Source organism: Actinocrinis sp. (assembly GCF_035653575.1).
Lineage (GTDB): Bacteria > Actinomycetota > Actinomycetes > Streptomycetales > Catenulisporaceae > Actinocrinis.
Genome location: NZ_DASRBQ010000009.1, coordinates 47013 through 72510, shown reverse-complemented (window position 1 = coordinate 72510; position 25498 = coordinate 47013). Strand labels below are relative to the sequence as shown.

The 25498-nt window shown below is 70.5% G+C and carries 22 protein-coding genes; 10 read left to right on the top strand and 12 right to left on the bottom strand.

The genetic code is table 11. From position 1 onward, the window contains the following. Nucleotides 1-238: 238 nt before the first annotated feature. The 6 genes from VFA06_RS01685 to VFA06_RS01660 form a co-directional block, all read right to left on the bottom strand. The gene (locus tag VFA06_RS01685; protein ID WP_324838546.1) at nt 239-1831 is read right to left on the bottom strand and encodes an ATP-dependent DNA ligase; all 1593 of its coding nucleotides are present in this window, start codon (nt 1829-1831) and stop codon (nt 239-241) included. Nucleotides 1832-2015: 184 nt separating this feature from the next. Continuing rightward, nucleotides 2016-2492, bottom strand: coding sequence for a GNAT family N-acetyltransferase (locus VFA06_RS01680; protein ID WP_324838545.1), 477 nt, complete (start codon nt 2490-2492; stop codon nt 2016-2018). Beyond that, complete coding sequence (locus VFA06_RS01675; protein WP_324838544.1) at nt 2489-3814, bottom strand: MFS transporter; 1326 nt, start codon at nt 3812-3814, stop codon at nt 2489-2491. The genes VFA06_RS01680 and VFA06_RS01675 overlap by 4 nt, the downstream gene beginning before the upstream one ends. 76 nt (nt 3815-3890) lie before the next feature. Beyond that, complete coding sequence (locus VFA06_RS01670; RefSeq protein WP_324838543.1) at nt 3891-5810, bottom strand: cellulose binding domain-containing protein; 1920 nt, start codon at nt 5808-5810, stop codon at nt 3891-3893. Nucleotides 5811-5983: 173 nt separating this feature from the next. After that, the gene (locus VFA06_RS01665; protein WP_324838542.1) at nt 5984-6358 is read right to left on the bottom strand and encodes a hypothetical protein; all 375 of its coding nucleotides are present in this window, start codon (nt 6356-6358) and stop codon (nt 5984-5986) included. Further along, nucleotides 6351-6518, bottom strand: coding sequence for a hypothetical protein (locus VFA06_RS01660; protein WP_324838541.1), 168 nt, complete (start codon nt 6516-6518; stop codon nt 6351-6353). Before VFA06_RS01660 ends, VFA06_RS01665 begins: the two co-directional genes overlap by 8 nt. A gap of 166 nt (nt 6519-6684) precedes the next feature. Here VFA06_RS01660 and VFA06_RS01655 point away from each other — a divergent pair, with 166 nt between their 5' ends. Both VFA06_RS01655 and VFA06_RS01650 read left to right on the top strand, forming a co-directional pair. After that, a complete protein-coding gene (locus VFA06_RS01655) occupies nt 6685-7578 on the top strand; it encodes a TetR family transcriptional regulator (RefSeq protein WP_324838540.1) in 894 nt (297 codons plus the stop codon). Nucleotides 7579-8108: 530 nt separating this feature from the next. Beyond that, nucleotides 8109-9554: a GH1 family beta-glucosidase gene (locus VFA06_RS01650; RefSeq protein ID WP_324838539.1), complete on the top strand. Its 1446-nt coding sequence runs from the start codon at nt 8109-8111 to the stop codon at nt 9552-9554. Nucleotides 9555-9648: 94 nt separating this feature from the next. On the opposite strand, the gene VFA06_RS01645 is transcribed toward VFA06_RS01650, so the two are convergent. Continuing rightward, on the bottom strand, nt 9649-12195 hold the full coding sequence (locus VFA06_RS01645; protein ID WP_324838538.1) for a LytR C-terminal domain-containing protein: 2547 nt from the start codon (nt 12193-12195) through the stop codon (nt 9649-9651). A 78-nt stretch (nt 12196-12273) separates the two neighbouring features. Next, a complete protein-coding gene (locus VFA06_RS01640; protein WP_324838537.1) occupies nt 12274-14514 on the bottom strand; it encodes an MMPL family transporter in 2241 nt (746 codons plus the stop codon). 279 nt (nt 14515-14793) lie between these two features. Between VFA06_RS01640 and VFA06_RS01635 the strand changes: the two genes are divergently transcribed. From VFA06_RS01635 to VFA06_RS01625, 3 genes are all read left to right on the top strand, one after another. After that, nucleotides 14794-15540, top strand: coding sequence for a helix-turn-helix domain-containing protein (locus VFA06_RS01635; RefSeq protein ID WP_324838536.1), 747 nt, complete (start codon nt 14794-14796; stop codon nt 15538-15540). Nucleotides 15541-15647: 107 nt separating this feature from the next. Further along, nucleotides 15648-17213, top strand: coding sequence for a serine/threonine-protein kinase (locus tag VFA06_RS01630; protein ID WP_324838535.1), 1566 nt, complete (start codon nt 15648-15650; stop codon nt 17211-17213). Nucleotides 17214-17316: 103 nt separating this feature from the next. Continuing rightward, the gene (locus tag VFA06_RS01625) at nt 17317-18249 is read left to right on the top strand and encodes a cation diffusion facilitator family transporter (protein WP_324838534.1); all 933 of its coding nucleotides are present in this window, start codon (nt 17317-17319) and stop codon (nt 18247-18249) included. On the opposite strand, the gene VFA06_RS01620 is transcribed toward VFA06_RS01625, so the two are convergent. Further along, nucleotides 18238-19590: an FUSC family protein gene (locus VFA06_RS01620; RefSeq protein ID WP_324838533.1), complete on the bottom strand. Its 1353-nt coding sequence runs from the start codon at nt 19588-19590 to the stop codon at nt 18238-18240. The genes VFA06_RS01625 and VFA06_RS01620 overlap by 12 nt on opposite strands. Nucleotides 19591-19779: 189 nt before the next feature. Between VFA06_RS01620 and VFA06_RS01615 the strand changes: the two genes are divergently transcribed. Beyond that, on the top strand, nt 19780-20289 hold the full coding sequence (locus tag VFA06_RS01615) for a MarR family winged helix-turn-helix transcriptional regulator (protein WP_324838532.1): 510 nt from the start codon (nt 19780-19782) through the stop codon (nt 20287-20289). Nucleotides 20290-20315: 26 nt separating this feature from the next. Then, nucleotides 20316-20741 carry a PPOX class F420-dependent oxidoreductase gene (locus VFA06_RS01610; protein WP_324838531.1) on the top strand — a complete coding sequence of 142 codons (426 nt, stop codon included), beginning with the start codon at nt 20316-20318 and terminating at the stop codon, nt 20739-20741. Between the two features lie 10 nt (nt 20742-20751). Here VFA06_RS01610 and VFA06_RS01605 read toward each other — a convergent pair whose 3' ends face one another. After that, nucleotides 20752-21555, bottom strand: a complete 804-nt coding sequence (locus VFA06_RS01605; protein WP_324838530.1) for an Fpg/Nei family DNA glycosylase — start codon at nt 21553-21555, stop codon at nt 20752-20754. A gap of 70 nt (nt 21556-21625) precedes the next feature. After that, nucleotides 21626-22063 carry a TIGR03668 family PPOX class F420-dependent oxidoreductase gene (locus tag VFA06_RS01600; protein WP_324838529.1) on the bottom strand — a complete coding sequence of 146 codons (438 nt, stop codon included), beginning with the start codon at nt 22061-22063 and terminating at the stop codon, nt 21626-21628. Nucleotides 22064-22203: 140 nt separating this feature from the next. Here VFA06_RS01600 and VFA06_RS01595 point away from each other — a divergent pair, with 140 nt between their 5' ends. From VFA06_RS01595 to VFA06_RS01585, 3 genes are all read left to right on the top strand, one after another. After that, nucleotides 22204-22473, top strand: coding sequence for a DUF1876 domain-containing protein (locus tag VFA06_RS01595; protein ID WP_324838528.1), 270 nt, complete (start codon nt 22204-22206; stop codon nt 22471-22473). A 199-nt stretch (nt 22474-22672) separates the two neighbouring features. Next, nucleotides 22673-23197, top strand: coding sequence for a universal stress protein (locus VFA06_RS01590; RefSeq protein WP_324838527.1), 525 nt, complete (start codon nt 22673-22675; stop codon nt 23195-23197). 77 nt (nt 23198-23274) lie between these two features. After that, nucleotides 23275-24165 carry a hypothetical protein gene (locus VFA06_RS01585; RefSeq protein ID WP_324838526.1) on the top strand — a complete coding sequence of 297 codons (891 nt, stop codon included), beginning with the start codon at nt 23275-23277 and terminating at the stop codon, nt 24163-24165. 37 nt (nt 24166-24202) lie between these two features. Here the strand turns inward: VFA06_RS01585 and VFA06_RS01580 are convergent, their stop codons facing one another. Next, nucleotides 24203-25408, bottom strand: a complete 1206-nt coding sequence (locus tag VFA06_RS01580; RefSeq protein WP_324838525.1) for an ROK family transcriptional regulator — start codon at nt 25406-25408, stop codon at nt 24203-24205. Nucleotides 25409-25498 lie beyond the last annotated feature (90 nt).

Sequence of the window (25498 nt, the reverse complement as noted above, 5' to 3'; positions counted from 1 at the left end):
CCCGGAAACGGGGCGGTCCCCGGCATCACGGGGGGGATGCGATGCCGGGGACCCTTCCGGCGGGAACGAATCCACACGCCGGGTGATGGATCAGACGGGGTGGGGTGTCTGATCATGAGCTAGTGTGTCAGCTTCGCCCGGTGGGGGGAAGGCCTGCATCGTTTAGCTCAGGCAAAATCGGTACCAGGGTTTTCTCTGGTCTCCGGCGTATGGTGGTTCAGCCCGCTGAGCCCGGCCCTCAAGCCTCTTCGGCATCCGCCGCCTCACCAGCCGCTGAGCCGGAATCCGGCGCCGAATCGCCCGGCTCGCGCGCCGGGAGCAGGGCGCGCACAGAGGTGATCGTGTCGGCGTCCGCGGCGTCCTTGTCCGGGCGGTAGCGCAGCACGCGGGCGAAGCGCAGCGCGACCCCGCCGGGATAGCGCGGGCTGACCTGCACCCCGTCGAGCTCGATCTCGACGACCAGTTCAGGCCGCAGGTACACGGTCCAGTCGGTGCGCCGCTGCTCGATCTTGGGGAACTGCTCGGTCTGCCAGGCCAGCAGCTCGTCGGTGAGGCCCTTGAAGGTCTTGCCGACCATGATCGGCGGACCGCCGTCCGGGTCGCGCGCGCCGAGGTGCAGGTTGGACAGGTACCCGGTGCGGCGGCCGTGGCCCCATTCCGCGGCGAGGACGACCAGGTCGAGGGTGTGCACCGGCTTGACCTTCTGCCAGGAGCGACCGCGGCGGCCGGCCGCGTAGGGCGCGTCGAGCGCCTTGACCATGACGCCTTCGTGTCCCGCTGCGAGCGCCGCCGCGAGCAGATCCTGCGCCTCGTCCTGGCTCGGCCGGTACGCGCCGGGGATGACGTATGGCCCGGCGACGCGCTGCAGGGCGGCCTGGCGTTCGGTCAGCGGCGCGTCGAGCAGGTCCACGCCGTCGAGATGCAGGCAGTCGAAGAAGTACGGATGCAGCAGCAGATCGCGCTCGGAGGTGGCGCCGAAGCGGCTCATCGTCTCCTGGAACGGCCGCGGCCGGCCCTCGTCGGTCAGCGCCAGGGTTTCGCCGTCGAGCACCAGCGTCTCGCAGGGCAGCGCGCGGACCAGTTCGACGAGCTCTGGCACGCTTGTGGTGATCTCTCGCAGCGTTCTGGTGAAGATGTTGACCTGCTGGCCGCGGCGGTGCACCTGTATTCGCGCGCCGTCCAGCTTGTACTCGACGCTCACCTCGCCGAGTTCGGTGAGCGCGTCCGGCAGCGACTCGGCCGGAGAAGCGAGCATCGGGCGTATCGGCCGGCCGATCTGCAGGGCGAAGGCGGCGAGCGCGTCCGGGCCGCCGTGCAGCGCGGCCGCGGCGGTGTCGGGCAGCGAGCCGGAGAGCATGAAGGCCCGGCGGACCTGTTCACCGGGCACGTCCGCAGCCTTGGCGACCGCGTCGAGCATGACGCCTTCGAGCGCGCCCTGCCGCAGCTCACCGGTAAGCAGCCGCAGCAGGAAGTTCTGCTCCTCTGCGGTGGCGGCCCGCAGCAGTGCGCCGAGCAGCTCGCCGCGACGCCCGCGCGAGCCGGTTCCCGAGGTGCCCGCGAGGCTTTCCAGGGCGGTGTCCACCTCGCCGACGGTCAGCGTGGGCTCGGCGGCAGGTGCCGCGTCCAGCTGGACCAAAGTGCGCCATCCGGTCCCGAAGCGCCCCTGCAGCGGCACGCCGACGAGGAACGCCACGACGACGCGAACCGCGGCCGGAGCCTGCTCGCTCGAGGCGGCGGCGCGCAGGATGCCGGCCAGCGCGTCGACCTTGGCCAGGCGCGACCGAGTCGCCGCGACGGCGGCGGAGACTTGGACGACCTCGGCGAAGAGCATGTCCCCATGGTGCCGCGAGGCACTGACAGATCGCTCGCGGAGGAAGAAAGCGGCTGGTCAGCAGGGGAGAGCAAGGTGCTCGCATAGCCTGGGCGGCCGCCGGGACCGGCCGCTGAAACGGACCGCGCCGCCAGGCCTGGGCCCGGTTTGGAGAGTGGCCCAGGCGAGAGGTTCCAAACCGGGCCTAGGACGCGGCCAGGCGGGCGAGGGAGTCGCCGGTGAGGCGGAAGATCGTCCACTCGTCCATCGGCACCGCGCCGAGCGACTTGTAGAAGCCGATCGACGGCTCGTTCCAGTCCAGCACCGCCCACTCGACCCGGCCGCAGCCGCGCTCGACCGCGATCTGCGCGAGCCGGGTGAGCAGCGCACGGCCGTGCCCTTCACCGCGGGCGTGCGGCTTGACGTACAGGTCTTCCAAGTAGACGCCGTGTCGGCCGAGCCAGGTGGAGAAGTTCAGGAACCACATCGCGAAGCCGACCGCTTCACCGGTGTCGTCGTTCTCGGCGATGAGCGCGTACACGGCGGGATTCTCACCGAACAGCGCGGTACGCAGATGCTCCTCGGTTGCTGTCACCTCGTGGGGAGCACGCTCGTATTCGGCGAGCTCGCGGATCATGGTGAGGATTGCCGGTACGTCGTCCGAAGTGGCGGTTCTGATCATCGGTCCAGGGTAACGGTGCCCGGAGCGGCCGGGCGCAGCGCCGGGGCCGCCAGCGCGACCGCCATCACCAGCACGACCGGGATCGCGAGCGCCGCCGGCAGCCCGACGAGTTCCGCGACGCCGCCGATGACGATCGGCCCGACGACGAAACCGATGAAGCCGAGGCTGGCAACGCGCGCGATCGCCTCGCCCGCGCGGGCCGGATCGCGGCTACCCGCCGTGGAGAACACCTGCGGAACGATGCAGGACAGGCCCGCGCCCAGGCACGCGAAGCCGATGACTCCGGCAATCGGCGCGTTGACGAGCAGTCCGGCGGCGAGGCCGACCGAGGCGAGGACACCGCAGCCGCGCACTAGGCGGACGGGCCCGAGTGCCGCGGTGAGCCGGTCCCCCACCAGCCGGCCCGCGGTCATCGCGATCGCGAACGCGGCGTAGGCGGTGGCGGCGAATCCGGCGCTGGTGTGCAGATTGTCGCGCAGATAGACCGCGCTCCAGTCCGCCGCCGCGCCCTCTCCGACCAGGCAGCAGAACGCTAGCGCGCCCAGGAAGAGGATCGCGCCGGACGGAGCGAGGAAAGTCCGCAGGCGGGTGAGCGGAGACGGAGACGAAGAAGGCGCCGGAGACGAGGTGGTGCGGGTGGAAGGTGGCGTCGAGTCAGCAGGCTGCGGTGACTGCGGCTCAGCGGGACCGGCTCCGTTCAGGGCTGTCATCGCCTGTTGCGATAGAGCCCATCGCGATGACCAGCCGACTCCAAGCACGACCAGCCCCGTGACGGTCGCGAAGCTCACCGCCGGGCCAAGCCCGGCGCGCGCGTACACGCCGCCTAGCGCGGAGCCTATGAAGCCGCCGATGCTGTACACCGCGTGAAACGAGGAGATGATCGGCCTTCCCCAGGCGCGTTGCACCTCGACCGCGTTCGCGTTCATCGCGACGTTGAGCGTGCCGTGCACCGCGCCAAAGCCGAACAGCGCCAGCACGAGCAGCGGCAGGTCCGGCGCGAACGCCGGGCCGAGCAGCAGCGCGCCGTCCACGAGCGCGGCCGGAAGCATGACGCGCCTGCTGCCGTATCGGTCCACGAGCCGGCCCACCGCCTGCATGCCGACGATCGCCCCGGCGGCGAAGGCGAGCAGCGCCAGGCTGAGCTGGCCGTCGCTGACGCCGAGCCGCTGCTTGACGGCCGGGATCCGTGCGGTCCAGGAGCCGAGGATGACGCCGTAAAGGAGAAACAGCAGCGCGACCGCGATCCGGCCACGCAGCAGCGGGTGTTCTCTCAGGGCTCTCATGCCGAACGCCACGCGGGGAGCGGCGTCGGTCTTGGTCATCCGGCCACGGTAGCGCGTGGCGTTCGGCATGAGTACGGGATTATTCGGTCAATGGGTTAGGCGAGCGGTGGTTGCGTTACGACGTCGAACAGGCGGCTCCGTTGAGCGTGAAGGCCGTCGGCGTCGCGTCGCTGCTTGTCCAGGTGCCCTGCCAGCCGACCGAGACGGTTCCGCCTGGACTGATCGTCCCGTCGTAGGAGACGTTCGTGGCGGTGACCGCTGTTCCGCTCTGCGTCACCGTCGTGCTCCAGGCATTGGTCACCTTCTGGTCGCCGGGATAGGCGAACTTGAGTGTCCAGCCATTGATGGTTGATGTGCCGGTGTTCTTGATGGTCAGGTTCGCGACGAAGCCGCCGGGCCACTCGCTGGACTTCACGTACGAGACGTTGCACGTCGCGCCGCCGGTGCTCGCGCTCGGCGAGGCGGAGGGCGAAGACGACGGGGAGGAGGAGGGAGAGGCGGACGGGGACGAGGACGGCGAGGACGACGGGCTCGTGCTCGGGCTCGCCGAGGGGCTGCCGGAGCTGCCGCTGCCCGAGATCACGTACGTCACCAGCGAACGCGCCGGAATGCTGGCGCTGAACGATCCGCCGGAGAGCGGGATCGCGGTCTGCGCGGCCGCGTTGTTCGAGCCGTTGGTCAGCACCGGCGTCACGGTTCCGCTGGTGATGCCGGCGTTCTGCAGCGCGTAGCTGACCGTGTCGGCGCTGTTCGCGGTGTTGAGTACGACCACTGCGACGGTGCCGTCGGTGTTCTTGTACGCGCTGAGGTTCAGGCCGCTGTCCGCGGTGGTGGCGGCGATGCGGGTCGCGCCGGGGTGGATGTAGCGGCTGTAGTTGGCGAAGGCCCAGAGCCGGCCGGTCGGGATGACCGAGGAGCCGTTGATCTCCAGCAGGCCCTCGTTGTCGCCGTTCTCGGACGGGGTGGTGCTGCCCCACCAGTACAGGAAGGCGCTCAGGTTCGCGCCGGTCAGGCCCTGGTGGATGTGCTGCGCCCAGGTGAAGCCGGAGGCGTCGCTGCCGTCGTCCCAGGCCGAGTTGAAGCCGTCGAACGTGGACCACTCGGTCTGCCAGGTCGGCTTGCTCCAGCCGGACAGCGGCGAGGTCGGCGCCGCGGTGTAGCCGTGGCTGGTCAGCACCTTGGTATACGAGTTGGCGGTCGAGTCACTCGCGATCGCGGACGCGTACTGGCTCGCGTAGTCCCAACCCTCCGTCGCGCAGCACTCCACCTGCGTGGACAGGCCGGAATTCGCCACGGCGGGGCCGAGCGTGTCGAGCAGCTGCGCGGTCTGCGACGGGCTCAGCTGCATGCTGTCGTAGCTCGTCGAGAGGTTGGCCTCGTTCTCGGGACCGATGTAGGTGAGCGGGACGCCCGCGGCCGCATAGTCCTGGGCGTACTGGACCAGGTAGTTGGAGTACGCCTGCACCCAGTTGCCGCTACCGCACGTGGCACCGGTCAGGCCGCACACCGCTCCGCCGTTGCTGGTGGAGTTGTTGGTCTTCATGAACGCGGGGGCGCTCCAGGCGTCGGCGAAGACGTTGTTGACGCCGTAGAGGCTCTTGATCTGCTGGGCGAACCACAGCTGGCCCTGGTCCTGGTTGATCGAGGCCAGCGACACGTACGACGGGGCGGCGGTGGGGCTGCCCGGCGAGGTCGGCTCGATGGTGCTGCCCGAGTCGGCGCTGATCTCGTTGCGCAGCATGGTCAGTCCGGCTCCGGAGGTCGGGCTGTAGAGCAGGCTGAGCACCTGCTGCTGGACCGCTGCGGAGGCGCTCATGACCGTCGACGCTTCGCCGAAGGCCTCGGAGGCACCGAATCCGGTAATGCTCTGATATGTCGTCGCCCCGTTGATCGTCACGGTTCCGGCGGCGTAGGCCGATTGCGACTGCGACACGGCGATGGTCAAGCCACTGGCGACGAGCAACACGGCGAGCGGCGCGCGTACCGCGTTCCAGCGGCGCGCCGTGATGTGGGCAACCCGTTCGGTCGTGGACACGGCGGCGCGCCCTCCCTTCTCGACGGCCGGCCGGACCTCGTGTCTGACCAGCCAGGGAGAAGGTACGAAGGGCGCCGCGGGGACTCAACGGGAAGCGCTCTGCGGGCGGAGTACGGCCAGCATGACCGTGAATCTTTCACGGATCGGCGCCGCACCCGTCGGAAAAGTCGAGCTCAGGACCCGAACTTCCACAGCACGCCGTGCCCGGCTTCCGAGTGCAGGGTGAGGAACGCGAAGACGGCAAGGTCTGCGACGCCGAGCACGATCGCCAGCACGGCGCGGCCGCGGCGCGGGTTGGCGCCGCGCAGCGCGGCGATGCCGAGGCCGATCGCGAGCGGGCCGAGCACGAGGTTGCCGACCAGCAGCCCGACGAGCCCGCTGATGAACGCGACGACGGACTTGCCGCTGTTGTCGCGGGCCGTGTCGCGGGTCTGGCCGTTCGAGGCGACAGTGCGGTTCAACGAGGCTGTGTGGTTCGACGAGACAGCGCGGTTTGACGAGACAGCGCGGTTCGACGAACCGGCGTGGTTCGAGATGAGGTCAGCCACGACGCACCCCCTTGCGGAAGAGGCTGGTGTTGGACAGGGCGGTGCGGGCCGCGAACAGGAGCAGCCAGCCGCCGATGAGCGCCGTCAGCGCGAGCGCGACGGGCCCAGAGACGAGGGACAGGGCGCCCATGATCAGGGCGAACACGGTGAGTCCCGCCATCAGGAGAATCATGGTTCCGCCTTCCGGGCCGCGGTTGGGTCGCGACCGGTAGCAGTGGCAGCGACAGCTAGGCGTCGTCGCCTAAATCCGTAACAGTTGTTCACTGAAATCCAGGATACCCTGCCACGAGTGGGAGAACAGTCGTTTACCGAGTGAGTTGGGCCACATGAGCCATCCGCACCGCGAAAAGGCAGGTCCGGCGCCCGCCGACATCAGGCTCGGGACGCTTGGCGCCGCGTTTGACGTCGAGGCCGGGGCCGAGGACGAAGCCGAGCTGGAGACCGGGGCCACGGCCGAGGCTGGAACGGCGCACGCCAGCGGAACCGAGGTCGCCGCCGGCGTCCGGCAGGTGCGAAAGCAGCGGACCCGCCAGGCACTGCTCGACTCCGCGCTTCAACTGCTGGAGCAGCAGAGCCTCAGCAGCCTCGGCTTGCGCGAGGTCACCCGTGCTGCGGGCATCGCTCCGGCCGCGTTCTATCGGCACTTTCCCGACATCGCGGCGCTCGGCGTCGCGCTGGTCGAGGAGTCCTTCGGCAGCTTGCGCGCCATGGTGCGGGAGATCCGCGCGCAGGGCGGTGACGTGGACGACGTGATCGGCCGGTCCGTGGACGTGATCGCCGAGCACGTGCACGAGCAGCCCGCGCACTTCCGCTTCCTCGCCCGCGAGCGCCACGGCGGAGTCGCGGCTGTGCGCGCCGCCATCGCCGCCGAACTGGACGGCTTCGTGCGCGACCTGGTCGAGGACCTGTCCGCGCAGCCGGATTCGACGGGCTGGTCGGCGAACGAGATCCGTATCTTGGCAGAGCTCTACGTCAACCACACGATGCTGACCGCGACCGCGATCCTGGAGGCGACGACCGGCGAGCCGCGCCTCGGCGTGGAGCCGACCGAAGTGGGGGGCGGGGTAAGTGCGGCCGGCATTGAAACGCACGCCGGCACCGGGACACGGCAGAACGAGCAGGCCATCGTGGAAGCGGCACGCATGCAGCTGCGACTCATCTCGCTCGGCCGCCGCCACTGGCTCGACGAACGCCCTCACCACCAGCGCCCCGAGACCTGACGGGGCGTAAGTTGCACCACCTAACTCGACATGTGCGGCCCGCAGTCGGCTTCGCCCACCACGAGCGCACACCGCAATCTGACGGAGCGTAAGCAGCAGCCCGCCACTCAACCCTCTCGGCCAGCCCCACTGGCTCGACGAATGTCCTCACCACCGCCCGCTGAAATCTGACGGAGCGTAAGCTGTCGCCACCGCCGCGCGACCCCATGCGGCGCGGCGCTCGCGATGATCGCCCGGCGAGCGCGTTGCGGGATGGTGCGAGTTTCATCTCGAACCGCTGGTCGCACGCCCGTTCGCGAGGCACGTTTGACAGCGGTGGTCCGTACCGGGATCCTGATCCCGTGAGAGCGCTCTCAAGGTCGGCGCTCCGTACACGGCCGCGCTCGCGTCACCGGGCTCGGTCGGCGAATAATACGGTCAGTGGTCGGCCCACGACAGCGCGCTTTCGGTGAGCGCGACGACGCGGGGCTGTCGGGTGCGGCGCGGGGTGTACCCGGCTGCGGTCGGGCCACCGGAAGAGGGGATTCCCCATGACAGTCACCGCGGGAGCCGCCCGAGTCGGAGTTGGGACGCAGGGGGCCGCGGCGACCGCCGCTCCGCCGCGCCGTTTCCCGGCCGGCTTCCACTGGGGGGCGGCCTCGTCCTCCTACCAGATCGAGGGCGCCTGGAACGAGGACGGTCGCGGCCCGTCGATCTGGGACACCTTCTCGCGCACGCCGGGCAAGGTGCGCAACGGCGACACCGGCGACGTGGCCATCGACCACTACCACCGCTACCGCGAGGACGTGCGGATCATGGCCGACCTCGGCCTGACCGCCTACCGCTTCTCCACTGCCTGGCCGCGGGTGCAGCCCACCGGCAGCGGCCCGGTCAACGCGCGCGGCCTGGACTTCTACGAGCGGCTCGTCGACGAGCTGCTCTCCTTCGGCATCACGCCGTTCCTGACGCTCTACCACTGGGATCTGCCGCAGGCGCTCGAGGACCAGGGCGGCTGGACCAACCGGGAGACCGCGCTGCGCTTCGCCGAGTACGCCGAGCACGTCGCGCGCCGGCTCGGCGACCGGGTCGAGTTCTGGACCACGCTGAACGAGCCGTGGTGCTCGGCCTATCTGGGTTACAGCAGCGGGAAGCACGCCCCCGGCCGGATCGACCAGGCCGCGTCGCTGGCCGCGGTGCATCACCTCAACCTCGCGCACGGCCTCGGCGTCCAGGCGGTGCGCGCGACCGTCGGCGCGGCGGCGCAGTTGTCGGTGACGCTGAACCTGTGCGCGGTCCGGGCGGCCAGTGACAGCCCCGAGGACCAGGAGGCCAAGCGCCGCATCGACGGAGTCGCGAACCGGCTGTTCCTCGACCCGATGCTGCGCGGCGAGTACCCGGCGGACGTGCTGGCGGACACCGCGGGCATCACCGACTGGTCGTTCATCCGCGACGGCGACCCGGCGCAGATCAACGCCCGGCTCGACGCCCTAGGCATCAACTACTACACGCCGCTGACCGTGGCGGCCCCCGACGGCAGCGGCCACGTCGAAGAGGTGACCGACCACCCCGGCTGCGGCGACCTCACCTTCCCGCCGGTGGACCTGCCGCGCACGGTGATGGACTGGCCGATCGACGCGGACGGGCTGCACGAGCTGCTGCTGCGGGTGCACCGGGACTACGACGGCATCCCGATGCTCATCACCGAGAACGGCATGGCGAACGACGACTACGTCGGCCCGACCGGCGAGGTGCACGACCCGGAGCGGATCGCGTACGTGTCCGACCACATCGACGCGGCGGCGCGCGCCATCGAGGACGGGGTCGACCTGCGCGGATACTTCCAGTGGTCGCTGCACGACAACTTCGAGTGGGCTTACGGGTACGGCAAGCGCTTCGGCATCGTGTACGTCGACTACCCGACGCAGAAGCGGATCCTGAAGAGCTCCGCGCACTGGTACCGCGACTTGATCGCGCAGGAGCGGGGCCTGGCGCAGTAGCGCGTCCTGCTCGGCTCGGCAAGAACCAATCAGGTCTCTGTCTCCCGTTCAACGGGAGACAGAGACCTGATTGGTTTCGTGGCGATCCGGGCGGTCAGCCCGCCGGGTACGTGTCTCCGGTCGCCCAGTCGGTGCCGATGACGACGGTGACCTCGGTGTAGGTGTTCGACTGGGTGAGGTTCGCGGTCGGCACGGCGAGGGCCTTGGCCACGGCCGCGGCCGAGTCGGCGCGGGTCGACGGGTAGAAGATCTTCGTGGCGGTGGTCTTCGTCATGTTGCCGCCGACCGTGGCGAGCGCGAAGCCGTCCTTCACCAGCGCGGCCTTGATCATCGAGGCGCGCTGGCTGATGCCGCTGGCGTTGAACACGGCGACGTGGACGCGCGCGACGTCGACGGCGGCCGCCCCGGTCGTCCCGGGCGCGGAGGCCGAGGCGGACGGCGAGCCCGACCCGTTGGTCATCGCGCCGTTCGTCGCGCTGGCGGAGGCCATGGCGCCCGCGTCCGGAGTGGTCGTGGTCTGGTTCATCGGGCCCTGAGAGGCGGAGGTCGGGTCCGCGACCGCGCCGCTACCGGAATTCCCGGACGGCCGGGTGACGAAGTAGGCGATCAGCGCGAGCACCACGACGCCGACGGTGCCGCCGATGATCATCAGCTTCCGGTTGCCGCCCGCGGCGCCGTTGTTGCCGCCGTGCTCCCCTCTGCCGCTGCCGGCGCCGTGCGAACTGCGGCCGTGGGCGGAGCGGCCGCGCGGGCTTTCCTCGTCGTCGAGGTCGATGTCGCGGTTCGTGCGGCCCTCAGCGCGGGCGGCGCGGCCGGCCTCAAGCCGCGACTGGCGCGGTATCGATCCGGTGGACGGCTCGTCGGTCGCGGAGGAAGGCAGGCCGCCGGACGGCGACCGTGTGCCGGGCCACGCGTCGGATCCGGGTGCACCCGGTCGCTGCGCGCCGGAGCCCGACGGACGCGAGCCGGAAGGCGGCGGCGGGGATGAGGAGGGGCCGGGTGAAGCCGCGAAGGGCGCCGCGGGGATGTCACTGCGCGAGTCGCCGGGGCGGGTGCCTCCGGCAGGGTACTGACCCGGTCGCGGGCCGTCGGGCCGTGGCTGGCCCGGGCGCAGGCCTTCCGGGCGGGGTGGCTCAGAACGCGAAGTCTCGGGACGGAACGCGTCGGGGCGCTGGCCGTCAGGTCCTGCGGCGTCGGGGCGGGGCGGGGCTTCGAACGCGGGGCCGCCGAATTGCGCGGTGCGGTGCTGGCCCGAGTCGAAGTAGTCGCCGCCGCCGCGGGTCGGGAACTGGCCGGAATCGAACCGGTCCGGGTCGAACTGGCTGGTGGGGCTCTGACCGGTTGGGCGCTGACCGCTTGGGCGCTGTCCGGTGGGCTGCTGTCCCGTAGGGCGCTGACCGGTGGGCTGCTGTCCCGTAGGGCGCTGACCGGTGTCCGCGGGATTCGGTGCGAAGGCGTTCGGCTCGAACGGCTTCGGCTCGAACTGTGTGCGGTCGAACTGTGCTGAGGCGAATTGCCCGGAAGCGAACTGGCCGGTACTGGACGCGCCCGCGTCGAACTGGCCGGTCTTGAACTGCCCGCTGTCGCCGCGGCCGCGCCTGGTCGGATCGGAGATGCGGGGCAGATCGGCGCCGGTGGGCAGGTCACCGAAGTCGGGCTGCGGTGGGCGATCCGCCTCGGCGCTGTCGGGAGCTGCGCCGTGCCGCGCCCTCGTCGGCAGCGGCGGTCCGTCTAATCGCGGCTGGGCCTGCGGCGGGATCGGAGTCGGCGGCTGGAACGACGACGTCGGCGAGGACGGTCCGGAGGGCGGCGGCGTGCCGGTCGGCGTCGGCGACGGCACGGGTCCCGGCGGCAACGCGGCGTGCGGACGCGCTTGCCTCGGCAGGTAGCCGTGTCCGGGGGCCGACTGCGGTTGTGGCGGGCGCGGCGGCGTCAGCTGCGGCGACGGCGCTTGACCGTGCGGCGGCACCGGCTGCATCGGGTTCGGCGCGGAGATCGCGCCCGGTCCCGGATGCGGCGGCTGCGGTGGGAAGGACGTGGACGGCAGCGCCGGCTGCACGCGGCTCGGCTGCGGGCGCGGCGGTTCGGGGGTCTCCTCGCGCTGGTAGACCGGCCGGAAGTCGTCCTCGCGCGGCACGCCGACGCCGCTCGGCAGCCCGGAGGCCGCCCCGGCTTCCGGCGAACTGCCGCCGAGCCAGCTCTCAGAGCCCTGCTGCGGCGCCGCGTCCAGCCGCCGGGTACCCGGGCCCGGCCGCTGCGGCGCCGGGTCCCCCGATCGGTGCTGCGCCGCGTCCGGCCGCGCTTCGTCAGGGCTCTGCCGGGACGGTCCGCGCCACGCGTGGGAGCCCTGGGCGTCAGGGCTCTGCCTCGCGTACTCGGTCCTGCGGTCGACGCTCGCCTGGCCGCCGGCACTCGGCCGCAGCCACGAGTCCGCCGACGCCTCCGGTGTGGCCGCCGCCTCGGCGCCCGCACCGGAGCCTGCGGCGGGCTCGGTCCCGGCCTCCTGCTGCCACGGCTGCTGCCGGTCCCAGGGGCGTTGCAGCTGCTGCTGGCGCTGCCACTCCCGGTAAGCCTCCGACAACCCGTCGTCGCCCCCGGCGCCGTGCTCGCCGCCCTGATACCAGCCGCGCTCGTCGCTCATCGGCCCGGATCCCTTCCGCGCCAGCCGACGGCCTCGGCCGGACCGCGTCCGGGCCGACCTCGAAGACCGACTAACCGACTAACCGTTGTCTGCGTGTGCCAGTTGACTGTAGCGGCTGTCCGGTTGTTCAGTCACTGGTCCTTCGGTCAGTCCGATGCGGCGATGCGCCGCGCGCAGCCAGCTCGGGGCGTACCAGATGCGCTCTCCGGCGAGCGCGGTGACCGACGGCACGAGCACCCCGCGTATCAGGGTCGCGTCAAGCAGCACGGCGAGTCCGGCGCCGAGCCCGAGCATCTGCAGGAAGCTGACGCTGCTGGTCCCGAAGGCGAAGAAGGTGACCGCGAGCAGTCCGGCGGCCGTGGACACGATCCGTCCGGTGCGAGCCAGGCCGTGCACGACCGCGGTGGTCGTATCTGCGCCCTGATCGTGCATCTCCTTGATACGGCTGGTAAGGAAGACCTCGTAGTCCATCGACAGGCCGAAGGCGAGGCAGAGTGCGAGCACTGTCATCGAGGTGTCCATCGGCCGCGGCGTGGCGGCCAGCAGGGAGGTGAGATGGCCGTCCTGGAAGACCCAGGTCATCACGCCGAGCGCCGCCGACAGGCTCAGACCATTGACGATCAGGGCCCGGAGGGGCTGGATCACGCTGCCGGTGAACAGGAACAACAGCAGGAAGGTGGCGATCACCACGATCAGCAGCGCCCAGGGCAGGTGCGACCCGATCGAGCTCTTGGCGTCGACCAGCGCCGCGGTGCGCCCGCCGACCAGCGTCCCGACATGATCCGGCCCAGGCAGTGCTCTGATGTCGCCGACGAGCTGCTGCGCGGCCGACGAAGTCGGGTCGGGCGCGATGACGACCGTGTACCGCTGCGCCGCCGCGTTGCCGAGTGCCGCGTTGCCGGGGTCACCCTGCGCGGCCTGACCGGCCGCGAAGGTTCCGGCGCTGCTGTCGACTCGGACGACGCCGGGCAATGTCGAGAGCTGACGCGCGTAGTTGGCGTTCGCGGCGGTGGACGCGACGGGTCCGGAAGTGATCACGTTGACGGTCGTCGCGGTGTTGCCCGAGAAGTCCGCGCTGACGGCTTCGGAGACCTGCCGGCTGGACATCCCGGGCCGCAGCACGGTCTGGTCCGGCGTGCCGAAAGTCACACCGAGCAACGGGGACGCGGCGACCAGAAGCACGGCCAGCACCGGCAGCGCGGCAAGCACCGGCCGACGGGTGACGCCGCGGGCGATCCGGCCCCACAGCGGCGAGGCGTCTCCGCGCCCTGATGCGGCCCAGCGCAGGCGACCCGCGTTGACCCGGTGCCCGAGGAGCGCGAGCAGCGCCGGGATGACGATGACCGTGCTGATCGCGGCGATCAGCGCGACGCCGATACCCGCGAACGCGAAGGACTTGAGGAAGTACTGCGGGAAGATGAGCAGGGCGGTGAGCGCCACGGCGACGGTGGTCGCCGAGAACAGGACCGTGCGACCGGCCGTGGCCGTAGTGTGCACGACCGCCTCGCGCACGTCCTGCCCGGCGGCGAGCTGCTCGCGGAAGCGGCTGACCATCAGCAGCGCGTAGTCGATGCCGAGGCCGAGGCCGAGCTGGGTGGTCAGGCTGATCGCGTAGATGGACACGTTGGTGATCGAGCCGAGGATGAACAGCTCGGCGAAGGTCGCCAGGATCGCGATGCCGCCGATCGCCAGCGGCAGCAGCGCGGAGACCACGCTGCCGAAGGCGAAGATCAGCAGGATGAGGATGAGCGGCACGGCGATTCCCTCGGCCAGCGCAAGGCTCTTGCCTACCTGGGCGTTGACCTGCACGTTGACCGCCGCGTCGCCGCCGGCCAGGGCCGAGATCGCCGGACTGCCGATGCCCGCGCCGGGCGCCGTGTACGTGGCGATCAGGCTCTTGGCGCCGTCGGTGACCTGCTGGTCGTCGCCCTTGATGTGCAGCAGCACCATCGCCTGCGTGCCGTCCTTCGAACGCAGCGCCGGCGCCGGGGTGGTCCAGTAAGACGTGACGCGGTCGATCGTCGCGGTGCGTGCTTCGAGCGCGTTGCTCAGCCGCAGCCCGGCGCTCTGCACGTCCGGGGAATCGACCGTTCCGTGTTGCGCGCGCACGAGCAGGATCAGGTTGTCCTGGCCGCCGAAACGCGCGTCGATCTGGTGGGCGGCCTTCGTCGACGCCGAGTTCGGGTCGTCGAAGCCGCCGCCTTGCAGCTTTCCGAAAGCACCGACGCCGATCACCGCCGCCACTGCTAACAAAATGCCCGTCACCAGCAGCACGAGTCTTGCCCGCCGGTACATCAAATCGCCAAGCCGGTGAAGCATCCGTCCGCCCTCCATCGGTGGATCGCCGTCCCCTGTGTCACTGCCTGCCTGTGGCTGCTTGCTCGCCGCCACCTGCTGATGTCGCCACCGGCCTACCGCCGCGCTGCCGTCCGGCCTTGCCGGCAGTGGCCTTGCCCGTTGTCCGCTCCGCGCAGCGCCGTCATACTTGAGGCACCCAATGTGTACGTCGTTCACTTCGCGGGTAAGGCCACGGTACCGAGCAATGTGAACGACGTCAACATCCCGGAGTCCCGAAGGGCGCAGGTGATAATGGCGGGCATGAACGCGCACGCCGGGGCCGAGGCAGGCCCGAAAGCCGAGGCCGCCACCGGACTCGGCCGCGCGCGTTACCATCACGGCGACCTGGCCAACGCGCTGACCAGCGCGGCTGTCGCCCTGGCTCGCGAGGGCGGCCCCGACGCCGTGGTGCTGCGCGAGGCGGCGCGGCGGGTCGGAGTGTCCCCGGCTGCGGCGTATCGGCATTTCGCGGGGCACGACGACCTGCTGTACGCGGTCAAGTTGCGGGCGCAGCAGGAACTCGCCGACGCCATGGAGGCCCGCGTCAACGCCGCGGAACCGGAGGCGGATCCCGCCTTCGAGGCGCTACGCCGCCTTACCGCGGTCGGCTTCGCGTATCTGCACTTCGCACTTGAGGAGCCCGGCCTGTTTCGTACCGCGTTCTGCCACACTGCGCAGCCCGCGAGCGAGGCAGACGACGAGGTTCAGGCCGAAAGCGGTGATCACGGGCAGCCGGACGGTGCGGATGCGGATGGTGCGGCACCTGGAGTCAGGGATCTGCGTCGTTACCGCGCGTTCAAGATCCTGAGCGAGAGCCTCGACCTGCTCGTGCAGTTGGGTCTGCTGCGCCCGGAGCGCCGCCCCAACGCCGAGATCCCCGCCTGGGCGATGGTGCACGGCCTGGCCACCCTCCTGCTGGACGGCCCGCTCGATCTGGGTGACAAAGCAGCACAGGACGCCATATTGCAGATGGCCCTGGACAACGTCGTCAACGGGCTCGTGAACTGACGGTTCATCGCGCTCGCCGGGTGTGTCCAGCTGATCGGGATCTTACGAGTCGCCAAAGCTTGCACGGTTTCACCTGACCGTTACGCCGGACAGGCGATAATCCCGGGATGGACTCCGCGACGCCCGCACCCTCGATGCCGGGCACCCTTATCGCCGATCGGTACCGCCTCGTCCGGCCGCTCGGCGCGGGCAGCAGCGCGACCGTCTGGGAGGCCGCAGACACCGCGCTGGACCGAACCGTGGCGGTCAAGCTCCTGCACAGCTCCGCCCTCGCCGATCCGACCGAGCGCGAGCGGCTGCGGCGCGAGGCGCTCGCACTGGCCCGGCTGGCCCATCCCCGGGTGACCATCGTCTTCGACTATCTCGAGCAGGTGCAGCCGGACGGCAGTGTCCAGCCGGTGCTGGTGACCGAACTGCTGCACGGCGTCACGCTTTCCGAGCGGTTGCGAGTCGGCCCGCTGCCGATCGCCGACGCGGTCACCGTGTGCGCGCACCTGGCCGACGCGCTGCGGGCGGCACACGAGGCTGGGATCGTGCACCGCGACGTCAAGCCGGCCAATGTGGTGCTCACCCCGGCCGGCGCGAAGCTGCTCGACTTCGGCATCGCGCTGGCCGCAACCGATTCGAGCCTCACCGGCAGCATGGCCATCGGCACCCCCGCGTGCATGGCGCCAGAGCAGCTAACCGGGCGCGGAGCGGTGCCGGCGTCGGACGTGTACGCGCTCGGCTGTGTTCTCTACTGGTGCCTGACCGGGCGTCCGCCTTATGACAGCTCGAACGTCGCACAAGTCGCGGAAGGGCACGTATACGCACCGCCGCCGCCTCTGAACGTACCGGGCATCCCGCAGGGCGTCGTTGATGTGTATCTGCGCTGCATGGCCAAGGATCCGACGCAGCGCCCGAGTGCGGCCGACGTGTTCGCATTCCTTTCCCGGCCGATGACGAACGTACCGTCTACGCCGGAACGCACCATGGTGATGCCGTCATTCGACGTGCCGACGCAGCCAAGCACACTGCCGGGCCGGAGCCGCGCAGGAGCCGGCGCGGTCGGCGGCGGTCGTACCGGCGGCGGTTCAGGTCGGCGCCGTGGATCCGACGCGGGACTCAAACTGCTGATCGGCGCGCTGTTCGTCGCCGCGGCCGCCGCCGGGATCACCGCGCTGGTCCTGGACGGCCAGAATGCGAGCAACCGGGCCGGGAGTCCGCCGCCGTCCGCGAGCCAGAGCGCGGCCGGCTCGAGCGCGCCCGCCGCATCGCCGACCCCGGCTTCGCCCTCCCCCGTCGTCACCACGACTCCTGCCGCGAATGTCAACGCGGGGCTGGGCGACCCGGCCGCCGACCCGATCGGCTATCTCGAGGCCATGAAGGGTCAGATCGACGGCTTCATCGCGCAGGGCCAGGACACCATCGACCCGAACGCGGGCCGGGACCTGCAGAACTCCCTCAGCGACCTGGAGAACGCGATCACGGCCGCGCAGAACAACGGCGGCGGGAACCGGCAGCGGCGGGCCGTCCAGCAGAAGATCGCCGCGGTCCAGCAGAAGATCAACGACGACCTGGACAACGGCCAGATCGCCCAGGACCCGGCGGACCAGCTGAACGGCGAGTTGCAGAACCTCTCGGACGCCGTGGCGAACGGCCTCGGCAACGGTGGCGGCGGCAACGGCAACTGACGGCCCGTGATCCACACCGCCGGCAGCCGGTAGGGTGACCGCAATCGAGCGGGCCGGGCGGCCCGCTCGACGACACCGGACGACGGCAGGGTGACATTCGGCGATGAGTACCGCTGGCGGCAGCAGGGCGATCGTGACCGCGCTGGGCGCGAACCTGGCGATCGCGGCCTCGAAACTGGTCGCCTTCGGGTTCAGCGGCTCCTCCTCGATGCTCGCCGAAGGCATCCACTCGATCGCCGACTCGGGCAACCAGGTGCTGCTGCTGGTCGGCGGCAAGCGGGCGAACCGGGAGGCCACCGAGCAGCACCCTTTCGGCTACGGCCGCGAACGTTACGTCTACGGCTTCCTGGTCTCGATCGTGCTGTTCAGCCTCGGCGGGCTGTTCGCAGTGTATGAAGGCGTTGAGAAGATAAGCCACCCGCATCCGCTGGAGAACTGGGCCTGGCCGATCGGCGTGCTGGTGTTCGCCATGGTCGCGGAGGGCTTCTCGTTCCGGACCGCGATCGCCGAGTCGAACCACGAGCGCGGCTCGCAGAGCTGGTCGCAGTTCGTGCGGCACGCGAAGGCGCCGGAGCTTCCGGTGGTGCTGCTGGAGGACTTCGGCGCGCTGATCGGTCTGATCCTGGCGTTCTTCGGGGTGCTGCTGACGCTGGCCACGCACAGCGGTGTCTGGGACGGCATCGCCACGCTCGCGATCGGCCTGCTGCTCGGCACGGCCGCGGCGGTGCTCGGGATCGAGACCAAGAGCCTGCTGCTCGGCGAGGGCGCGAGCGCGGACGACGTGCGGCGGATCCGCGCGGCGCTGGTGGACGGCGCAGTGGTCAACTCGGTGATCCACATGCGCACGATGCACCTGGGCCCGGACGAGCTGCTGGTGGCGGCGAAGATCGCGGTCGACCACGACGACACCGCGCTCGAGGTGGCGCGGGCGATCGACGCGGCGGAGCGCCGGGTGCGCGAGGCGGTGCCGATCGCCCGGGTGATCTATCTGGAGCCGGACATCCGCCGGGCCACGGCGCCGAAGTCAGCGGGCTGAAACCGCCGCGGGTTCGGCGCGAGGCGCGGGCACGCGGTACGTCGCGAGCACCTCTCGTGCCGTCGCGACGTTACGCCGGATCTCCTCGACCAAGCTCTTCGTCTCGCGCGCTGGCCCGGCGTCGCGGGGTACCGCAGTGTTCTGAACGAGGAGTCGCACCGGTTCGGCACAACGCTGTACCGCATCGATTGCGTCGGCAAGCTGGACGAATCGTCCACGCTGCATGATGCGAACATGCCGCGCTGCCGCGCGATACGCCCGGGGCGGTGTGGCGACCTGCTGGACCTGATCCAGATTTCCGGCGAAGCGCACGGCGAGTGCTTCGAGGGCTGACGGATCTTCGCGCAGCGCGGTAAGCAATTCCCCCAACGTGATCAGGGCATCGGCGACGCGCCGTCGCACGACGTCCGTCGTCCGGACCGGCAGCACGAACCAGGACACGGCGATCGCGATCGCCGCCCCGGCCAGAATCTCCTCCAGCCGGGTGCCAAGCAGACTGAGGCGGACCTCGCCGAAGTACCCCTGCAGCAGCGCGAGCACCGAGGTGACACAGCCGGCCCAGTAGGCGTAGCTGAATGAGCGCAGCCAGTTGGCGATCGCGAGCACCACGAAGATCAGCACGATCGAACGGTTGTCGTGCGGGCCGAAGAGGCTGGCCAACACGGTCGCGACGATCGTGCCCCCAGCGGCGCCGGCAAGGCGCAGCAGGCTCTTGTACGCCACGTCGCCGCGACCGCGGTTCGCGCTACACACGACGAAGGCGGTGATGACCGTCCAGGTCCAATGCGGTGTGAACCCCAAGCGGCCGATGACGAAGGCCGCGCCGAGCACCAGACCCATCTGCGCGGCCATGCGGGTGCTGGGGATGACCCGCTTGCGCTGATCGCGCCGCGTGCTGTCGCGGCCGGCCGCCGACTGCTGCGACGCCGGCTGGGTGCGAGCAGGCTCACGCAGAAAGCCGAGACGGTGCGCGGCGAGCTGGGTGACGGAGACGCAGACGAAGGCGATGAGGGCGATGACCGCTGACCAGCCGGTGGCGCCGTGGCCCGGCGGCATCGGCACTGGAGTGACCAGGATGGCGACGAAAGGCAACGCGAGGATCGTCCCTGCCTTTGCAGCGCGTGAGCCGAATTTGCGCAGCCAGATCGACAGGCTGACGGCAAGCGCGAAGAGCGTGTCGCCGTAGTTGGGGTGATGCAGCATCAGGCTGCCGATCTCGCTTGCCGCGACCGCGACCAGCGGCAGCACGATCAGGCCGGTCAACCGCCCGCGCAGATCGGCGCCGCGCTGTGTCCGCGCCAGGGTCAGCGCGAGCACGACAGCGATCAGCGGCGCGTCCACGTTCAGCTGCGCGGCGTTCTCCAGCAGCAGGCCGAAGCCGAAGCTCAGCAGGACGGCGGCGGTCGCGACGATCGCGGCGCGCAGCTCGGGATCGTGAGCGACTGCGTACGACTTTCCGCTCAACGCGCGCCCCCTCGCTGGAAGAGCAGCTGCAAACTGTCCTGCGATAGTACGTGATAGCTTAGTAATATGGCGAGCGCGAATGCGGACTCCCTGCTTGGCACCGCCTCGGAGGTCCGGCGTGCAGCGAACCGGCTGACCCGGCGGCTGCGCACCGAGCGTTCGGCGGACGCGCTGAGCACCAACAAGCTGGCCGTGCTCAGCCACCTGTACCGCAACGGGCCCACCACGGCGGGCCGGATCGCCGCGGTCGAGCATCAGCGGCCGCAATCGCTCACCCGCGTGTTCGCGGAACTGGAGCGGGCCGGGCTGATCGCGCGCACGAGCAGCCCGCGGGACCGCCGCCAGTCGGTGCTCGAACTGACCGCGACCGGACTGCGCGCGCTGGCGGACGACATGGCCGAGCGGGACGCCTGGCTGGCCGCCGCGCTCGGCGAGCTGAGCGAGACCGAGCGGCAGGTGCTGCGGATCGCGGCCGGCATCATGGACCGGCTCGCGGACGCCGAGGTCAACGTGGTGTCGGACCCGGGTGGCGGGGACGACGGGGACGGACACGGCGGGAAAGACGAGCTGCGGTAAGGGCGAGGATCGGCAAGGCTTGGGCCATGGCGAAGATGACGAGAGAGCAGGCGCTCGACTTTCTGACCACCGGCACCCGCACCGGCAAGCTCGCGACCGCCTCGGCCGTCGGCGCGCCGCATGTCGCGCCGATCTGGTTCGTGCTGGATGGCGACGAACTGGTCTTCACGACCCACGAGGGCACGGTGAAGGGTCGCCATCTGCGGGCCAATCCGCGCGCTGCGCTGACCGTGGACGTCGATGAGTACCCGTACCACTTCGTGGTCGTGCGCGGCGCGGTTTCGATGGATGCGGCCGCGAAGGACTTGGTGGCCTGGACGACGCGGCTGGCGGCGCGTTACGTGCCGGCTGAGCGCGCCGAGGAGTACGGGCGGCGCAATGCCGTTCCGGGCGAGATGCTGTGCCGGCTGAAGATCGAGCGGATCTTCGGCGTCAGCGATGTCGCGCACTAGGCCCAGACGGTCAGCCGCCGTCCGGTCCCGGGCCCTTCTGGCAGGCCGGGCACCAGTAGGTGACACGCGCCTCCCCCGCCAGCCCCTGCTCCGCGAACCGGATGGCGGTACCGCAGCGTAGGCACGGCTGATGGTCGCGGCCGTACACCCAATGTGTGCAACCGCGTCTGGTGTCACCGGTGGTGATGTGCCCGTGGCGCGCCTTATTCGCGTCGAGCAGCCGCTGCGCCAGGTCGACCATGCGTCCGAGGTCCGCGACATCGGCTGTCGGCGTCCAGGGCGTCACGCCGCGCAGGAAACACAGCTCGGACTTGTACACGTTGCCGATCCCGGCGAGGTTGCGCTGGTCGAGCAGCGCCTCGCCGATCGGCCGATCCGGGGCCGCGAGCAGCCTGCGCACGGCCTCCTCGCGATCCCAGTCCGGTCCGAGCAGGTCCGGGCCGAGGTGACCGACCACCGTGTCCTCACGCGCGGTCGGCACCAGGTCGAGCACCGGCAGCCGGTAGCCGACCGCGGTCCGGTCGGGCGCGGCCAACACGGCGCGGATCTGGTGCGTGGGGCCGCCGCGCCAGCGCTCGCCGGTCCGGTAGATCTGCCACGCGCCGTCCATCCGCAGGTGGGAGTGCAGGGTGAGGCCGTTGTCGATGCGGAAAAGCAGATGCTTGCCGCGCGCGACCACCTCGTCGATCCGGTGGCCGCGCAGGTCGGTCGTGGCGAGCCGGGGCACACGCAGGTCGGATTTCACCAGCACCTGGCCGGCCAGCGCCTCGCGCAGCCGGTGTGCGGCAAGCCAGATCGTGTCGCCTTCGGGCACAGCACCATGATGCCGCTCGCCGGGCGCCGTGCACCTGCCGAGCAGTTCGTGCGGTACACGGTCCCTGCGACTACATCAGCGCGGGCGGTCCTTCGGCGAACGCCCAACCGGACCACGTGTGCACCGTGACCTCGATGACCGGGCCGTCCGGCGGGTTCGTGCGGTACCAGGGATAGCGCTCAGTCAATGCGCCGAGCACGCCGAACGGCACATCGTCGGGTTCGATGATGCGCGCCGTGCCGTCGGCGCGGGCCCACCACAGCCGCGTCCAGTCGTCGTCATAGCGTTGCGCCAGCAGGCAGACTTGCGGGTTCTCGGCGATGTTCCGCAGCCTCTTGAGGTTTTGCGTACGCTTCGGCTTGCCGTCCACGGCAATGAACACTTTGTCGCCCGAGACCAGGTAGGTAACCGGGACGAGGTGCGAAGCGCCGTTCGCGCCGGACGTTCCGAGCACTGCGACCGGGCTGCCGGCGAACCGTTCACGCGCATGTTCGGCGGAGAGTCTCATGCTCCGACGCTACGGCCCTAACGCGTTGGCTGCCGAGCGCATCCTTTCCCGTCAGACACGCACCAGTGCTCCGGACCCTGGTGTTACCGCGCGGACGGGTGCACGCTGGACTGGAACCGCAGAAGGCAGGTGAGGCGACGATGCAGACTATCGTCGGCTGGCATAGCGAGGTGACCTTCCGCGAGGCCGGGCCGAAGACTCGGGCGACCGCGCTGCTCAAGCTCCCGGACGGCACCGAGCTGCGCGCGCATGGTCACGCCAGCAAGCACCCGAACGATCCGGTCCAGACGCAGGTGGGCGAGGAGCTGGCGGCCGCCCGTGCGCTCAACGACCTGGCCCGGCAACTGCTGGCCCGGGCGAGTGCGCACATCGAGTCGGCCACGCACGTCCCGGCGCACCCGGCGCTGTGAGGCGGGGCCGTGAACACCGAGCCGCCCCCGACCCCGACCCCGAACCCGACACCGACGCCATGAGCTCGGCCATCGTGAACCCGGCCGCCATGAGGCGGGGCCGTGAACGCCGGGCCGCCCCCGACCCCGACCTCGACGCCATGAGCTCGGCCACCGTGAGCCCGGCCGCCATGAGCCGCGCCGTCCTGAGACCGGCGCCATGAGCGCGGCGGCGGGTGCTAGCCGCTTCGCCCGGATCGCGGTGGCGTACGACGACTCGGCGGGCGCCCGGGCCGCGCTGTCCCGCGCCGTCGCTCTGGCCGGCGTGCTGCCGAAGGCGCAGCTGACCGTCATCGCGATCGACGAGTTGCCGGAGCACGTGACCGCGTTCGCCCCAGCCGCGTCGGGAGGGCCGCGGCGCATCGACCTGTCGGGCCAATCCGGCGACGACGACACGAACGGCAGCGCTACGGGCTCCGCCTCGACCCGCGCCCGCACCGTGCAGCACGCCGAAGACTGGATCCGCACGGCCACGGACTACGCGCGGCAGCACGGTGTAGAGATCGCGTCCGAGCTGCGCGTCGGGCATCCAGCCGGCCAGATACTCATCGCCGCCCGGGCCGCACACGCCGATCTGCTGGTGATCGGACACAGCCGCCACCCCGAGCTGCACAACCGCGTCCTCGGCTCGACCGCGGAGCATGTGGCGCGGCACGCGTTCTGCTCAGTGCTCATCGCGCACTGACGCGGCTCCGGGACGAGGAGCCGCCGCCGCGCCTCAGCCGCGCGGCACGAAACCCTGCGATACCGCAGGATGGATGAGTGCTCGACTTGCTGCGCTCACTGATCGAAGAGGTGACGTCGGCCGACGCGCGCCGATACGCGGTCACGGACGACGCGGGGCGCGAGATGCACTGCGCGAAGATCATCGAGGACGGCGGCCGCTATCTCGCGGTCTATCACAGCACACTGGCCGACGGCTGCTTTCATGTCGGCCTCGCGACCTCCGCCGACTTGGTCGACTGGCACCACGTCCGCGACTTCGGCCCACGCGGCTCGCAGCCGACGATCGCGACCGTGCCCGGCGGCGGCTACCTGCTCGCATGGGAACAGGAACCGAAGAACCACATCGCGCTGCGCTACTTCACCGACCGGGACACGCTTTTCGACGGCAGGGCGCTGCGCGCGTTCGACGCCAAGCGCTCGCTCTCGCGCTGCGCCGAGGGCACGCCCAACATCTACTCGGTACAGCTGAACCCTGATATCGACCACTCCGTCATCACACTCGGCGGCCACTATTGGTGGAAGTGCGACGTAGACCGCCAGCTGAGCGCCACGCTCACCGACTTCAAGCGCTGGAAAGCCACACCAGAACCCGGATTCGACGAGGCGCTACTGCGTTTCCAAGTCGGTGGCAACATCGGCGGGCGCGACCCGGTGACCTTCTTCGAGCGCTCATACGCACTGGTCGAGGCCCAGCACATCAAGGGCGACTTCGGGTCCTGGCGAACGTACATCTACGACTACGAATCCCGTGAAGCGCATCCGACGAGCATCCGTACGGACCGAGGCAGCACCGCGTTCGCCAATCCCCACGTCACGGCTCTTACCGCGCCGGACGGCCGACGCGCGCTGGCGGTGAGCCTGTTCCTTCCCGGTGAGGGCGCGGCTCAAGGCGAGGGCGGGCAGCTGATCTACTACCGCAGCTACTGACCGCCGCCGACCTGCCGGCCGCGTCACGAATCAGCACTCAGCGAACCGGCTGCACCAGCAGCCTCTCGATACCCTCGGGCGAGAGCAGATGCCTCGCGGCCATCCGCGCCGCGCCCTCCACTCCCGCGCGCTCGCCAAGCGACGAGGTCTCGATGGCCAGAGTGCGCGTCGCGAGCGGCAGCGCCCTGCGATAGACGACGCCACGGATGTCGGCGAGCAGATCCTCGTGCAGTTGCGCGATGCTGCCACCGATCACGATCGCGTCCGGGTTGTGGAAGCTGACCAGGGAGGCCAGCACCTCGCCGATCTGCTGACCGGCCAGCCGGACCCGGCGGCGCGCGACCGGATTGCCCTCCGACACCAGCCGGACCACGTCGCGTCCCCCGGTCGCCGGCAGCCCGGCTTCGCGCAGCGCTCGCGCGATCGCGGCGCCGGACGCCACCGCCTCGACGCAGCCGGTGTTGCCGCAGTGGCACAGCACGTCTTCGTGCCCTGGCAACGGGATGTGCCCTATGTCCCCGGCCGCGCCGGCGGCGCCGCGATGCAGCGTGCCGTTGGAGATGATGCCGCAGCCGATCCCGGTGCCCACCTTGATGAAGAGCAGGTGCTTGGTATCGCGGCGCCGGCTGTACTCGCCGAAGGCCATCATGTTCACGTCGTTGTCGACGAGCACTGTGACACCTGGGTCGTAGTGCTCGCCGGAGAGGCTCTGCGCGCCGAAGAAGTCAGGGATCCGGTAACCGTCCCAGCCCTGCATGATCGGCGGCCGGATGACCGTGCCGGTCTCATGCTCGACGGGTCCCGGCACGCCGATGCAGAACGCACGCAGATGCGCCTGCGGCCGGTCGATTTGGGCCAGCAATTCGGTGGTCAGCTCACGGACGCCGGTGAGGATGTGCTGCGGGCCTTCGTTGATGTCGATCTCGCGCACACTCTCCACCAGCGGCAGGCCGCCAAGCGTGCTGAGTGCGAGCCGGCAGTGCGTGGCGCCGAGGTCGACGGCGCAGATCAGCGCGTCGGGAGCGAGCTGGAGGGCGAGCGGCGGGCGGCCGCGTTCGGTGGCGACAGGCTCGGTCTCGACCAGCAGGCCGCGCGCCACCAGCAGGTCGACGCGCTGCGCCACCGCCGCCCTGGAAAGGCCCGTGGCCTGCGCCAGCTGGCTGCGCCGCGTCGCAGTCCCGTCGGCCACCAGGCAGGCCAGTTCGCTGAGCGCGGCGAGATGGCGGCCGCCGAGACTGCTCATGAGGCTCCTGACACCGGGGCGCTGTCACCCTCGTCGATTTATGACAGAACTTAGCGGAAATCACGCCATTGTCAACCTAAAGAGCCGGGT

Bases quoted from the DNA above. Each gene is read 5' to 3' on its own strand.
- VFA06_RS01685 (WP_324838546.1), bottom strand. From the start codon at position 1,831: ATGCTCTTCGCCGAGGTCGTCCAAGTCTCCGCCGCCGTCGCGGCGACT.
- VFA06_RS01680 (WP_324838545.1), bottom strand. From the start codon at position 2,492: ATGATCAGAACCGCCACTTCGGACGACGTACCGGCAATCCTCACCATG.
- VFA06_RS01675 (WP_324838544.1), bottom strand. From the start codon at position 3,814: ATGACCAAGACCGACGCCGCTCCCCGCGTGGCGTTCGGCATGAGAGCC.
- VFA06_RS01660 (WP_324838541.1), bottom strand. From the start codon at position 6,518: ATGGCGGGACTCACCGTGTTCGCCCTGATCATGGGCGCCCTGTCCCTC.
- VFA06_RS01655 (WP_324838540.1), top strand. From the start codon at position 6,685: ATGAGCCATCCGCACCGCGAAAAGGCAGGTCCGGCGCCCGCCGACATC.
- VFA06_RS01650 (WP_324838539.1), top strand. From the start codon at position 8,109: ATGACAGTCACCGCGGGAGCCGCCCGAGTCGGAGTTGGGACGCAGGGG.
- VFA06_RS01645 (WP_324838538.1), bottom strand. From the start codon at position 12,195: ATGAGCGACGAGCGCGGCTGGTATCAGGGCGGCGAGCACGGCGCCGGG.
- VFA06_RS01640 (WP_324838537.1), bottom strand. From the start codon at position 14,514: ATGCTTCACCGGCTTGGCGATTTGATGTACCGGCGGGCAAGACTCGTG.
- VFA06_RS01635 (WP_324838536.1), top strand. From the start codon at position 14,794: ATGAACGCGCACGCCGGGGCCGAGGCAGGCCCGAAAGCCGAGGCCGCC.
- VFA06_RS01630 (WP_324838535.1), top strand. From the start codon at position 15,648: ATGGACTCCGCGACGCCCGCACCCTCGATGCCGGGCACCCTTATCGCC.
- VFA06_RS01625 (WP_324838534.1), top strand. From the start codon at position 17,317: ATGAGTACCGCTGGCGGCAGCAGGGCGATCGTGACCGCGCTGGGCGCG.
- VFA06_RS01615 (WP_324838532.1), top strand. From the start codon at position 19,780: ATGGCGAGCGCGAATGCGGACTCCCTGCTTGGCACCGCCTCGGAGGTC.
- VFA06_RS01610 (WP_324838531.1), top strand. From the start codon at position 20,316: ATGGCGAAGATGACGAGAGAGCAGGCGCTCGACTTTCTGACCACCGGC.
- VFA06_RS01600 (WP_324838529.1), bottom strand. From the start codon at position 22,063: ATGAGACTCTCCGCCGAACATGCGCGTGAACGGTTCGCCGGCAGCCCG.
- VFA06_RS01595 (WP_324838528.1), top strand. From the start codon at position 22,204: ATGCAGACTATCGTCGGCTGGCATAGCGAGGTGACCTTCCGCGAGGCC.
- VFA06_RS01590 (WP_324838527.1), top strand. From the start codon at position 22,673: ATGAGCGCGGCGGCGGGTGCTAGCCGCTTCGCCCGGATCGCGGTGGCG.
- VFA06_RS01580 (WP_324838525.1), bottom strand. From the start codon at position 25,408: ATGAGCAGTCTCGGCGGCCGCCATCTCGCCGCGCTCAGCGAACTGGCC.